Below are 12,314 nucleotides of genomic sequence, written 5' to 3'. Positions count from 1 at the left end.
TGCCCTAACGGGTAGTCCGTGGCCTGCCCGGGTCGGTCAGGCGGGTGGTCAGGCGCCGCCCAGTGCCGCGTCCACGATGGCCCTGGCGTCCGCCTGCACCTGCGCCAGGTGCTCGGGCCCGCGGAAGGACTCGGCGTAGATCTTGTAGACGTCCTCGGTGCCAGACGGGCGCGCGGCACACCATGCCGACTCGGTGGTGACCTTGAGCCCACCGATGGCCGCGCCGTTGCCGGGGGCCTCGGTGAGCGTGGCCGTGATCGCCTCTCCTGCCAAAGAGTCCGCGGAGACGGCGGCCGGCGGGGTGAGGGCCTTGAGGGCAGCCTTCTGCTCGCGGGTCGCGGGGGCGTCGACGTCGACGCGGGCGTAGGCGGGCTCGCCGTGGCGGGCGACGAGATCGGCGTAGTGCTCGCTGGGGGAGCGACCGGTGGTCGCGAGGATCTCGGAGGCGAGCAGAGCGAGGATGATGCCGTCCTTGTCAGTGGTCCACACCGACCCGTCGTGGCGGAGGAAGGAGGCGCCGGCCGACTCCTCGCCGCCGAAGCCGACCGACCCGTCGAGCAGGCCGGGGACGAACCACTTGAAGCCGACCGGCACCTCCCACAGGTCCATACCGAGGTCGGCCGCGACGCGGTCGATCATGGAGCTCGACACGAGCGTCTTGCCGATGCGCCGGCTCGTCCATCCCGCTCGCGCGCCGCCGTGCAGGTACTGGATCGCGACGGCGAGGTAGTGGTTGGGGTTCATCAGCCCGGCGTCGGGCGTGACGACGCCGTGCCGGTCGGAGTCCGCGTCGTTGCCGGTCGCGATGTCGTACCGATCGCGTTGTGCGACAAGGCTGGCCATCGCGGACGGCGAGCTGCAGTCCATCCGGATTCTGCCGTCCTTGTCGAGGGTCATGAACCGCCACGTCGGGTCGACGAGCGGGTTGACCACCGTGAGGTCGAGGCCGTGCCGCTCGCCGATCTCGCCCCAGTAGTGCACGGCCGCGCCGCCCATCGGGTCGGCACCGATCCGCACGCCGGCGTCTCGGATCCGTAGCAGGTCGACCACATCGGGCAGGTCGGTGACGTAGGCGTCGAGGTAGTCGTGGTCGGTCGCGATGGCCCGGGCCCGGGCGAAGGGAGTCCGCCGCACCTGCCGCAGCCCATCGCGCAGGTGTGCATTGGCCGCGTCCGCGATGGCGCTTGTGACGTCGGTGTCGGCGGGGCCACCGTGCGGTGGGTTGTACTTGAAGCCGCCGTCGCTCGGGGGGTTGTGCGAGGGCGTGACGACGATGCCGTCGGCCAGCCCCATCCCCTTCGCCGTGAGGTCCTTGCCCCGGTTGGCCGTGAGGATCGCGTGCGAGATCGCGGGCGTCGGGGTGTAGCCGTCGCGGGAGTCGACGAGGACGGTGACGCCGCCGGCGACGAGGACCTCGAGGGCGGTGGTCCACGCCGGCTCGGAGAGGGCGTGGGTGTCGCGGCCGAGGAAGAGCGGGCCGTCGATGCCGGCCGCGCGGCGGTGGTCGACGATCGCCTGGGTCGTGGCGAGGATGTGGGCTTCGTTGAAGGACGCGGTGAGCGAGGAGCCCCGGTGCCCGCTCGTGCCGAAGGCGACCTGCTGGTCGACGTCGTCGGGGTCGGGCTGCACGGCGTAGTAGGCGGTGACGACGTGGCTGACGTCGATGAGGTCCTCGGGCAGGGCGGGCTGGCCCGCGCGGTCGGCTGCGCTCATGCCCCGACGCTACCGCCCTACCGCAGCACCGCCGCCAACCGCGCGGTGAGCGGCGCCGTGGCCGGGTGGCGAGCCTCGCCGAGCTCGTCGAGCGCCCGCTGGAGCACCTCGGCATCGGCCACGACCTCGCTGTAGGCGAGCACGGCCGAGGGATCGGGGTCGGTGAGCAGGCACTCGCGGACGGCGACGGCGAGGTAGTCGGCGGTCTCGGTGAGCAGCGGCGAGCTGGTGCCGGGGACGAGGTCGCCGCCGTAGGCGTCGACGGCCGCGCGGGCATCGCTGCGGCGCACCGCCGCCCGCACCGCGTCGACATCGCTCGTCACGGGCAGGTCGAGCCGATAGGGCCGGGAGGCCAGACGGCCGCCGAGGGCGGAGCGCAGCTGGCTGACCTCGGACTTCAGGGTGCTCGTCGACACCCGCTCGTCGCCGTAGAGGTGGGCGTGCAGCTCGCCGAGCGAGAGCCCCTCGGGGTGCAGGGCGAGGATCGCGAGGATCTCCACCTGGCGGCGGGTGAGCAGCAGTCGCGACCCGTCGAGGTGGACCTCGCTCGCGCCCAGCAGGCGCAGGTGCAGCCCCTGGTGCGCGGGCACGGTCAGCGTCGAGGCGAGGGACGAGGCGGGGATCGCGGTCTCGAGCAGCCGGGCGAGCGCCTGCGCGGTCGCGGCGCCGATCGGGTGGCTGCGGTCCCACGTCGTCGACAGGTCGAGGACCCCGAGCTGGGCGCCGGTCCCCGGGTCGTGCACGGGCGCGGCCCAGCAGACCCAGTTGTGGATGATCGGGGCGTAGTGCTCGGCGGCGAAGACGGTTGAGACGGAGTCCATGCGCAGCGCGAGGTTGAGCGCATTGGTCCCGACGCTGCCCTCGTCCCACCGGCCGCCGGCGACGAAGTTGACCTGCTCGGCAGCGCTGCGCATGACCCGCCCGCCATAGGTCCACAGGATCCGTGTCTGGGGGTCGGTGACAGCGACGACGAGGTCGCCGTCCTCGGCCGCGGACCGCAGCGCCCCCTCGAGCCGTGCGACCGCGGCCGACAGCGGTGACTCCGCGAAGAGGCTGGCGGTCTCCCCTTCGTCGGCCAGGGGGGCCGCGTCGACGCTGGCGGGCAGGTGCTCGGCGGACCGCTCCCACGACGAGAGGATCTCGGGGCGCACCTGCTCGGGGGCACTGCCCTCGCGCCAGTGCTCCCAGGCGCGCTCCAGCGTGCGCCGCCGACCCGACTCCACCATCGGCCACCTCCTCGTGCTCCCCGGTCAGGGTAGGCCGGGCGGGGCCTAGAGTCGAGGGATGAGCACCGCAGCCGGCACCCTGACCTGGACTCCGGCGGCCGAGCGCACCGACCTGCTCGCCGCGCCCGTCGCCGCCGCGATCGCGGCGGTCCCCTCGGCCCGCGTGGCCGAGATCGACCCCGAGCTGGCGGACACCGCCGCCTTCTGCGAGGCCTATGCGTCGCCGCCGCAGTTGTCCGCCAACTGCGTCGTCGTCGCGGGCCGAAGGGGAGGGGAGACCCGGCACGCCGCCGTCCTCGTCCTCGCGACGGACCGGGCGGACATCAACGGCGTCGTGCGCCGGCACGTCGACGCACGCAAGATCTCCTTCGCCCCGATGGACGAGGCCGTCGAGGTCACCGGCATGGAGTACGGCGGCATCACCCCCGTCGGGCTGCCGGAGGGGTGGCCCGTGCTCGTCGACGAGGCGGTCGTTGCCGCCGGCGAGGTCGTCATCGGCTCGGGCGTGCGCGGCTCCAAGCTGCTCGTCGACGCGGCCGAGCTCGCGGCGCTGCCGAGCGCCGAGGTCCTCGCCCTGGCGCAGCCCACCGGCTGAGGTCCGCGACCCACCGTTGGTCGAGGTGCGAGGCCGTCCACGGCTGAGCCTCGAGACCCGGTCAGTGACCCGTCACGCGTCCATCCCGAGCGAGGCGAGCAGCTCCTGCACCCGCCCCCGGATCTCGTCGCGGATCGGCCGCACGGCCTCGATACCCTGGCCGGCGGGGTCGTCGAGCTGCCAGTCCTCGTAGCGCTTGCCGGGGAAGATCGGGCAGGCATCACCGCACCCCATCGTGATGACGACGTCGCTGGCCTGCACCGCGTCGGTGGTCAGGACCTTGGGCCGCTCGGCGGACAGGTCGATGCCCTCTTCGAGCATCGCCGCGCGAACGGCCGGGTTGATCGAGTCGGCGGGGGCGGAGCCGGCGGAGCGCACCTCGACGGTGCCGCCGGACAGCACACGGGTCCAGGCCGCGGCCATCTGCGAGCGGCCGGCGTTGTGCACGCAGACGTAGAGCACGGACGGGGTCATCGGACCTCCTGCAGGTCGGGCGAAGGGGAGGGAAAGCGCGTGCGAAGGGCGAGGCTGACGTAGACCAGGCCGACGAGGACGGGGACCTCGATGAGCGGCCCGACGACGCCGGCGAGGGCCTGGCCGCTCGTCGCGCCGAAGGTCGCGATGGCCACGGCGATGGCGAGCTCGAAGTTGTTGCCCGCCGCGGTGAAGGCGAGCGTCGTCGTGCGCTCGTAGCCCATGCCTAGGGTCCGGCCGAGGAGGTAGCCGGCACCCCACATCAGGGCGAAGTAGGCGAGCAGCGGCAGGGCGATCCGGCCGACGTCGAGGGGCCGGGAGGTGATGGCCTCGCCCTGCAGGGCGAAGAGCACGACGATGGTGAAGAGCAACCCGTAGAGGGCCCAGGGCCCGACCTTCGGCAGGAAGGTCTCCTCGTACTCCCTTCGCCCCCAATGGCGCTCGCCGACGCGACGGGAGAGGTAGCCGGCGAGCAGGGGGATGCCGAGGAAGATCAGGACGGACTTGGCGATCTGCCACGCAGAGACGTCGAGGGCGGCCTGCTCGAGGCCGAGCCAGCCGGGCAGGACCGACAGGTAGAACCAGCCGAGCCCGGCGAAGGCGACGACCTGGAAGAGCGAGTTGAGTGCCACGAGAACGGCGGCGGCGTCGCGGTCGCCGCAGGCCAGGTCGTTCCAGATGATGACCATGGCGATGCAGCGGGCGAGTCCGACGATGATCAGGCCGGTGCGGTACTCGGGCAGGTCGGGCAGGAGGGTCCAGGCGAGGGCAAACATCAGCGCCGGTCCGACGAGCCAGTTGAGCAGCAGCGAGGACCCGAGCAGGCGGCGGTCGGAGGTCACGGTGTCGAGCCGGTCGTAGCGCACCTTGGCGAGCACGGGGTACATCATCACGAGCAGTCCGAGCGCGATCGGCAGCGAGATCCCGTCGACCTCGATGGCGCCCAGCAGGTCGCCGAGGCCGGGGACGAGCCGGCCGAGGAGGAGGCCGGCGACCATCGCCAGCCCGATCCACGCCGGCAGCCACCGGTCGAGGGTCGACAGGCGAGCGGGCGCCTGTCCGGGCGCGGTGTCGACGCTCACTGTTCGGCGGGCTTGCTCGCGCGGACGAAGGCGCTGGCGAAGGACCCGTCGAGCGCGTCGACCACCTGCTCGAGCGTCCAGCCATGCGGCAGCTGGTCGCCCACGAGGCCGGACAGGCGGTGCAGGTCGTCGCGGCCGTAGGTGCGCGTGATCTCCACGGAGGCGTCGGTGAAGCCCACCGCCGTGAGCCGCTCGACGTAGGCCGTGTCGAGCAGGGCTCCGGAGATGCAGCCGGTCCACAGGCCGACGATGCCGCGCAGCGCATCGGGGATCCCGCGGAGGAGGACGACGTCGGCGACGGCGAAGCGTCCGCCCGGCCGCAGCACGCGGTGCGCCTCACGGATCACGGCGTCCTTGTCCGCGCTGAGGTTGATGACGCAGTTGGAGATGACGACGTCGACGCTCGCGTCATCGAGCGGGATGGCCTCGATCCGGCCACGGACGAAGCGCGCATTGGCGATGCCGGCCTCGGCCTGGTTGCGGCGGGCGAGCTCGAGCATCTCGTCAGTCATGTCGAGCCCGGTCGCGGTGCCGGTGGGGCCGACGCGGCGCGCGGAGAGCAGCACGTCGAGACCGCCGCCGGAGCCCAGGTCGAGGACGTCCTCGCCGGGGGAGAGGTCGGCGAGGGCCGTCGGGTTGCCGCACCCGAGCGAGGCTGCGAGTGCCGCGTCCGAAGGGGAGTCCGTCCCCTCGTAGAGACCGACGGTGATCGGGTCGGGCTCGCCCCCGGGGCTGGACCCGCTGCAGCACGGGCCGGCGTCTCCCGTGAGGTGAGATCGGGCGGCAGCGGCATAGCGCTCGCGCACGGCGTCGCGGGTGGGGATCGTGGGGATCACGAGAAGCTCCTGCTTCGATGGATGTCGAATCAACTGCCGTGGCCAGCATGGTCCGGTGATTTGAGATATGTCAAGATAAGCCCGTGAGCATCCTCGAGTCGGTCCCCGGTGAGCAGGCCGTGACCTGCTGCGGGCTGGCGACCTCGCCCGTCACCGAGGCCGACGCGGCCCGTCTGGCGCCGGTCTTCAAGGCGCTCGGCGACCCGGTCCGGCTGCGCATGGTCTCGATGATCGCCGCGCAGCCCGAGCTGTGCGTCTGCGAGATCACCCCGGCCTTCGACCTGTCGTCGGGCACGATCTCGCACCACCTCAAGCTGCTGCGCGAGGCCGGGCTCGTCGACTGCGAGCGCCGCGGCACCTTCGTCTACTACTGGATCAACCCCGAGGCCCTCGGCGCCCTGTCGACCCTGCTCGCGGTCGCCCCCGCCGGCTGAGCCCCCCGCCCCCTTCGCTTTGACGCCAGCCGCCCCGGCGCGGTCCCATGGGTCCATGACCGACCTCGCGATCGTCGACGCCGACCCCACGCCGCTCACCGCCACCGTGGGGACCAAGTTCGCCTACGGCACGACCGGAGTCCGCGAGGCGCTCCTCTCTTTCGCCGTGTCCGCTGCGCACGACATCCTCGAGGAGGAGATCCTCATCCACGCGGGTGGCAAGCAGGTCGAGGCGCGAGAGCTTGCCGGCAACCACGGCACTCGGCTGCACGTCGTCGACGAGGTGGGCGACGGCTGGCTCGAGGTGACCTATCGCGCGGTTGTCGACATCACCAGGCCGACCGGTGACCAGGTGGGGCGTGAGATCGACTTCGACCGCTGGGTCTTCACCCGTCCGAGCCGCTACGCCGAGTCGGATCGACTGGCCCCCATGGCTGCTCGACTCTTCCCGAGCCAGTCCGGGATCGAGCGGGTCAATGCCGTCGGCGAGTGGGTCAACACGCACATGGCCTACATCTCCGGGTCGAGCCGGGGCACCGACGGCGCCGTCGACTCGATCCTCCAGGCCTCCGGGGTGTGCCGCGACTTCGCGCACGTCGTCGTCGCCCTGCTGCGGGCGCTCGGCACCCCCGCGCGGCTCGTCTCGGTCTACGCCCCGGGGCTGCAGCCGATGGACTTCCACGCCGTGGCCGAGGCCTGGGTCGACGACGCGTGGCACATCGTCGACGCGACCCGACTGGCCCCCCGCGAGGCGATGGTCCGCATCGCCACCGGCCGCGACGCGGCCGACACCGCCTTCCTCACCACGCGCGGTGGCCGTACGACCTTCAACCGTCAGGTCGTCACCGCCGCGCTCACCGAGGGCCGGCTCCCGCAGGAGGACCCCTCAGCGCTCGTGCGCCTGGCCTGAGCCCACGGCCCCGGACGAAGGGGGGCCGGCCGCACCTTCCCGCGCCCCGGGACGTCGTGCGCCTGGCCGTGCGCGTCACCGGACCGGAAGTTACTGTGAAGTAACACCGGTCGACGGCGACCGGCTCTGCCCGGGAGGACGCCATGCGCGCTCGCACCTTGTCCATCGTCACCGTCGTTGCGGCCGCGGCCGCCACCGTCGGTGCGGGTCCCTCGAACGCCGCTCCAAGCGCCCCGGCCGAGTCGCGCCAGCACTTCGTCCAGCTCGGCGACTCCTTCTCCTCGGGCAACGGCGCGGGCAGCTACGAGGAGAAGTCGTGCTGGCGCTCGCCGAACAACTACGGCGCTCGGGTCGCGCAGCTCAAGGGCGCGACCTACACCAATGCGGCGTGCAGCGGTGGCGTGACCGCAGACATCCTCCAGCCGCGCGACATCGGGTCGCCGTCGTGGCGCACGCGCACCTACCGGATCCCGGTCGGGGCCGTCGATGCCCGGGTCCAGTGGCTGGCGAGGGCGAAGGCGGACCACCTCTGCGGCACTCCCGCCCAGCCGGACTTCTCCTACGTCTACACCCTCAGCTCGAGCGCGTCGGCGGGCGATCTCTACACCGCGACGGTCCGCTGCCAGCTGCAGGCCGCACCGCAGATCGACGCGGTCGACCGTTCGACGGACGCCGTCTTCGTCACCACGGGCGGCAACGACGTGGGCTTCACCTCGATCGTCATCGACTGCCTCGTGCTGCGCGCGGCGGGAAGCTGCAAGGCCCGCATCGACGCGGCAAACGTCGAGCTGACGTCGCTGAAGCCCCGGCTCGTAGAGGCGCTGCAGGCGGTCCACGACCGCTCCGGCGGGCGTGCGCACGTCTACCTGCTGGGGTACCCGCACCTGATCAACACCGGCAGCTTCCGCCTGAGCTCGACCTACGACGCCGGGCAAGAGCTCTCGCGGATGCAGCTGCGCGGCGACACCCTGCAGCGGGCGGCGATGGCCGAGCTGTCACGAGCCAACGGTGGTCAGGGCGGGTTCACCTTCGTCGACGTCAAGCGTGACTGGGGCGGCTACACGCACGGTATCGACCCGCACGTCGTCGCGAACAACAGCAATGCCTGGCTGGTCCCGGTCCTCGCGCCGGGGCGTGAGCTCAAGGAGTTCGTCCACCCGACGGCCGCGGGCTGGGGTGCGAGCGCGCTGGCGCTCGCCGACGCGATGCGTTGACCCAGCCCCCGAGTGGGTCGATCGCGAGGCCCCCCGGTCACCGCGCTGGCGCCGTGGAGGATTGTTCAATGTTCGTCTAAGGTTTGGCCATGCCCTCCCTCTCGCGGTCCGGAGTCGTCCCCCGACTCCTCGCCGGCCTCGTCATCGTGCTCTGGTTTGTCGTGGCGGCGGTGGGTGGCCCGCTCGTCGGCCAGCTGTCGAGCGTGCAGGACAACGACCAGGCTTCCTTCCTGCCCCAGGAGGCCGAGTCGACCCGGGTGGCCGAGCAGCTCCCCGACTTCGAGGCCGACGCGACCCTGCCGCTCATCGTGGCGGTGGAGTCAGCCGACGGGTTGGACCGCCAGCAGCTGGCGGAGCTCGGCGCCTGGGCCAAGCAGCTGCCGCGGCAGCAGCTCGACTCAGTGCCGGGCACGGTGTCGGACTACCTTGCGGCGCAACGCATCCCGGTGATCCCGTCGGAGGACGGCGACGCGGCGATCGTCGTCCTGGCTCTCGACGCGGCTGCCGTCGAGGAGACCGTCGACGAGACGGCCATTTCCGACCTGGTCGTCGACGACCTGCGCGGTGACCTTGCTCCTGACGTCGACGGGGCGCAGGTGTCGGTGACCGGTCCCGCGGGGTTCGCCGCCGACCTCGGCGAGGCCTTCGCGGGGATCGATGGTCTGCTGCTCCTCGTCACGCTCGTCGTCGTGCTCGTCATCCTGCTCGTCGTCTACCGCAGCCCCGTCCTCCCCTTCGTCGTGCTCCTGACGAGCATCTTCGGGCTGGCGCTCGCTGCCCTGGTCATCCACCCGATGGCCGCGGCCGAGTGGATCCAGCTGTCCGGGCAGAGCCAGGGGATCCTCTTCATCCTCGTCGTCGGCGCCGCGACGGACTACTCGCTGCTGCTCGTCGCCCGCTACCGGGAGGAGCTGCACGCGGCCGATCCCCTGCCGGCGCTGCGCATCGCGTGGCGCCAGACCCTCGGCCCGGTCGCCGCCAGCGGCGGCACCGTCATCGCCGGTCTGCTGTGCCTGCTGCTGTCCGACCTCGGCAACATCTCGGGCCTGGGGCCCGTCGGTGCCCTCGGCATCGCCGGCGCCATGGTCGCCTCGCTCACCCTGCTGCCCGCGGCCCTGGCCCTGCTCGGTCGGGCCGCCTTCTGGCCGTCGGTGCCGCGTCGGGGGTCCCGACCGCAGCACCGGCTGTGGTCCGGCGTGGCGCGTCGGGTCACGGCCCGCCCGCGCGCCACCTGGGTGGTCACCACCGCCGTGCTGCTCGTCGCCGCGGCTGCCGCGCTGACCTTCCCGACCCAGGGCATCTCCCAGGCGCAGTTCTTCACCACCGATGTGGAGTCCGTCGACGGGCAGGGTGTCCTCGACCGGCACTTCGACGGCGGTGACCAGCAGCCCGTGCAGGTCGTCGTCCCCGACGCGAGCGTCCGCGAGGCGCAGGGAGTCCTCGCCGACCACGACGACGTCGCCGGCCGGGTCGAGTCGCGGGAGTCCACGTCCGGATCGGGCTCGACCCTGCTCTCGGCCACCCTGACCGTCGGGTCGGAGTCGCCGGAGGCCCGCGAGGTCGTGCGCGACCTGCGCGACGAGCTCCACGCGGTCGATCCCGGCATCATCGTCGGTGGCGCGACCGCGACCTCGGTCGACACCGACGACGCGAGCACGCGCGACTACCGGGTCGTCGTGCCCGCGATCCTGCTCGTCGTCACCCTCATCCTCATGGCCCTGCTGCGCTCCGTCGCCGCGGCCGTGCTGCTCGTGGCGGTCAACGTGCTGACCTTCGCCGCGACCCTGGGCGTCTCGGCGATCCTCTTCACCCGGGTCCTCGACCAGCCCGGCGCCGACCCCTCGACGCCCGTCCTCGGGTTCGTCTTCCTCGTCGCCCTCGCCGTGGACTACTCGATCTTCCTCATGACGAGGGCCAGGGAGGAGTCGTTGCACGTCGGGACCCGCCGCGGCGTGCGCCGCGCCGTCGCGGTCACGGGTGGGGTCATCACCAGCGCCGGCGTCGTCCTGGCGGCGACCTTCTCCGCGCTGTGGGTGATCCCGCTGCTCTTCCTCGCGCAGATCGCCTTCATCGTCGCCTTCGGGGTGCTCCTCGACACGATCGTCACCCGCTCGGTCCTCGTGCCGGCGCTGGCCGCGGACCTGGGCAACCGCATCTGGTGGCCCGGGTCCGGGCGGATGGCCGACGACGAGCCGCGCTGACCCGCTGCGCCCCGTGCCGGGAGGAGCTCAGTCCAGCAGGTCGACCAGCTGGGGCGCGATGCCGGTGTAGGTCGCGGGGGTCATCGCCGCGACGCGCTCCTCGACGTCGGCCGGCAGGCCCAGCCCGCGGACGAACCCGACGAGCTCCGGCTGGCCGATGCGCTGCCCGCGGGTGAGCTCCTTGAGCCGCTCGTAAGGCTCCTCCATGCCGGGCACGCCCTGCGCGCCGAGGGCCCGCATCACCGACTGGATCGGCTCGCCGAGCACCTCCCAGTTGCGGTCGAGGTCGGCGGCCATCGCCTCGGGCACGGCGTCGAGCCCGGCCAGACCGCGGCCTGCGTTGTCGATCGCGAGGAGGGAGTGGCCGAGCGCCGTGCCGATGTTGCGCTGCATCGAGCTGTCGGTGAGGTCGCGCTGCAGCCGCGAGGTGACGAGGGTGCTCGCGAGGACGTCGAGGAGTGCATTGCTCACCTCGAGGTTGGCCTCGGCATTTTCGAAGCGGATCGGGTTGACCTTGTGCGGCATGGTGCTCGAGCCGACGGTGCCCTGGCCGCGCACCTGCGCGAAGTAGCCCATCGAGATGTAGCTCCACACGTCGGTGCACAGGTTGTGCAGCACGCGGTTGTAGCGGGCGATGTCGGCGTAGATCTCCGCCTGCCAGTCGTGCGACTCGATCTGCGTCGTGAGGGGGTTCCACGTCAGGCCGAGGCCCTCGACGAAGGACTGCGAGATCTCCAGCCAGTCGGCCTCGGGCACGGCCGCCAGGTGTGCACCGAAGGTGCCGGTCGCGCCGTTGATCTTGCCGAGGTACTCGTCCTGCTGGATCCGCTTCAGCTGGCGCATCAGGCGGTGCGCCAGGACGGCCAGCTCCTTGCCCATGGTCGTCGGCGTCGCCGGCTGACCGTGGGTGTGCGCCAGCAGCGGCACGTCGCGCAGCTCGTCGGCCATCGACGCGACCGCCTCGGCGAGCGCGTCGGCGCGCGGCAGCCAGACCTCCTCGACAGCGCCCTGGACCATGAGGGCGTAGGAGAGGTTGTTGATGTCCTCGCTCGTGCAGCAGAAGTGGATCAGCTCGGCCAGACCCTTGTCCTCGGGGGCCGGGGCGATCTGCGCGAGCCGCTCCTTGAGGTAGTACTCGACGGCCTTGACGTCGTGCTGGGTGACCTTTTCGGTCGCCGCGAGCTCGGCGATCGCGTCAGGGCCGAAGTCCTCGACGACCCGGCGCAGGGCCGCCTGCTCGTCGTCGGTGAGCTGCCGCACGCCGGGCACGACCTGGCGGGAGGTCAGGTGGATCAGCCACTCGACCTCGACGTGGACCCGCATGCGGTTGAGCGCGGGCTCGCTCAGGTAGTCGATGAGCGGCGAGACGGCGGGCCGGTAGCGGCCGTCGAGCGCGCCCAGGGCGATCTGGGGAGTGGCGTCAGCAAGGCTCTGCATGGCGCCCATCCTCCCACTGGAGAAGGGGGTGCCCGTCACCTCGCTCAGGTGACGGGCACCCCCTTCGTCGCCGTTACCGATTTGAGACCTGGCCGGGTGGTGTGCTTACGGTGGGCGACGCCCGGTGGTCGGACCGCCGGGGTGACCGATGCGGTCAGGATCGACCGCTCGTGGCCCTCGGCGGGCCGCGCC

Annotated in this window: 11 protein-coding genes; 5 read left to right on the top strand and 6 right to left on the bottom strand. The window is 72.1% G+C overall.

What is annotated here, in order from left to right:
- Positions 1–48: 48 nt before the first annotated feature.
- Complete coding sequence (gene pgm / locus H7A72_RS14545; RefSeq protein ID WP_185220968.1) at positions 49–1,713, bottom strand: phosphoglucomutase (alpha-D-glucose-1,6-bisphosphate-dependent); 1,665 nt, start codon at positions 1,711–1,713, stop codon at positions 49–51.
- A gap of 17 nt (positions 1,714–1,730) precedes the next feature.
- The gene (locus H7A72_RS14540) at positions 1,731–2,939 is read right to left on the bottom strand and encodes a transcriptional regulator (RefSeq protein ID WP_185220967.1); all 1,209 of its coding nucleotides are present in this window, start codon (positions 2,937–2,939) and stop codon (positions 1,731–1,733) included.
- Between the two features lie 58 nt (positions 2,940–2,997).
- Here H7A72_RS14540 and H7A72_RS14535 point away from each other — a divergent pair, with 58 nt between their 5' ends.
- The gene (locus H7A72_RS14535; RefSeq protein ID WP_185220966.1) at positions 2,998–3,534 is read left to right on the top strand and encodes a YbaK/EbsC family protein; all 537 of its coding nucleotides are present in this window, start codon (positions 2,998–3,000) and stop codon (positions 3,532–3,534) included.
- A 72-nt stretch (positions 3,535–3,606) separates the two neighbouring features.
- On the opposite strand, the gene H7A72_RS14530 is transcribed toward H7A72_RS14535, so the two are convergent.
- From H7A72_RS14530 to arsM, 3 genes are read right to left on the bottom strand one after another with little or no spacing between them, the layout of a single operon-like run.
- Positions 3,607–4,008 (bottom strand): arsenate reductase ArsC, encoded by a 402-nt coding sequence (locus tag H7A72_RS14530; protein ID WP_084449801.1) that lies wholly within the window; start codon positions 4,006–4,008, stop codon positions 3,607–3,609.
- Positions 4,005–5,090 (bottom strand): ACR3 family arsenite efflux transporter, encoded by a 1,086-nt coding sequence (gene arsB / locus H7A72_RS14525; protein WP_084449802.1) that lies wholly within the window; start codon positions 5,088–5,090, stop codon positions 4,005–4,007. Before arsB ends, H7A72_RS14530 begins: the two co-directional genes overlap by 4 nt.
- Positions 5,087–5,926 (bottom strand): arsenite methyltransferase, encoded by an 840-nt coding sequence (gene arsM, locus H7A72_RS14520; RefSeq protein WP_223277664.1) that lies wholly within the window; start codon positions 5,924–5,926, stop codon positions 5,087–5,089. The genes arsB and arsM overlap by 4 nt, the downstream gene beginning before the upstream one ends.
- An 83-nt stretch (positions 5,927–6,009) precedes the next feature.
- Here arsM and H7A72_RS14515 point away from each other — a divergent pair, with 83 nt between their 5' ends.
- From H7A72_RS14515 to H7A72_RS14500, 4 genes are all read left to right on the top strand, one after another.
- On the top strand, positions 6,010–6,360 hold the full coding sequence (locus H7A72_RS14515) for a helix-turn-helix transcriptional regulator (protein WP_084449803.1): 351 nt from the start codon (positions 6,010–6,012) through the stop codon (positions 6,358–6,360).
- Positions 6,361–6,415: 55 nt separating this feature from the next.
- Positions 6,416–7,270 (top strand): transglutaminase family protein, encoded by an 855-nt coding sequence (locus H7A72_RS14510; RefSeq protein ID WP_084449804.1) that lies wholly within the window; start codon positions 6,416–6,418, stop codon positions 7,268–7,270.
- Between the two features lie 143 nt (positions 7,271–7,413).
- Positions 7,414–8,484, top strand: coding sequence for an SGNH/GDSL hydrolase family protein (locus tag H7A72_RS14505; RefSeq protein WP_084449805.1), 1,071 nt, complete (start codon positions 7,414–7,416; stop codon positions 8,482–8,484).
- 89 nt (positions 8,485–8,573) lie between these two features.
- Positions 8,574–10,685, top strand: a complete 2,112-nt coding sequence (locus H7A72_RS14500; protein WP_084449806.1) for an MMPL family transporter — start codon at positions 8,574–8,576, stop codon at positions 10,683–10,685.
- Between the two features lie 27 nt (positions 10,686–10,712).
- Here the strand turns inward: H7A72_RS14500 and purB are convergent, their stop codons facing one another.
- A complete protein-coding gene (gene purB, locus H7A72_RS14495; RefSeq protein WP_084449904.1) occupies positions 10,713–12,122 on the bottom strand; it encodes an adenylosuccinate lyase in 1,410 nt (469 codons plus the stop codon).
- Between the last annotated feature and the right edge of the window lie 192 nt (positions 12,123–12,314).

It is taken from the genome of Janibacter sp. YB324, assembly GCF_014217915.1.
Classification (GTDB): domain Bacteria; phylum Actinomycetota; class Actinomycetes; order Actinomycetales; family Dermatophilaceae; genus Janibacter; species Janibacter indicus.
The sequence above is the reverse complement of the archived record's forward strand: the minus strand, read 5'-3'. Positions and strand labels throughout refer to the sequence as shown.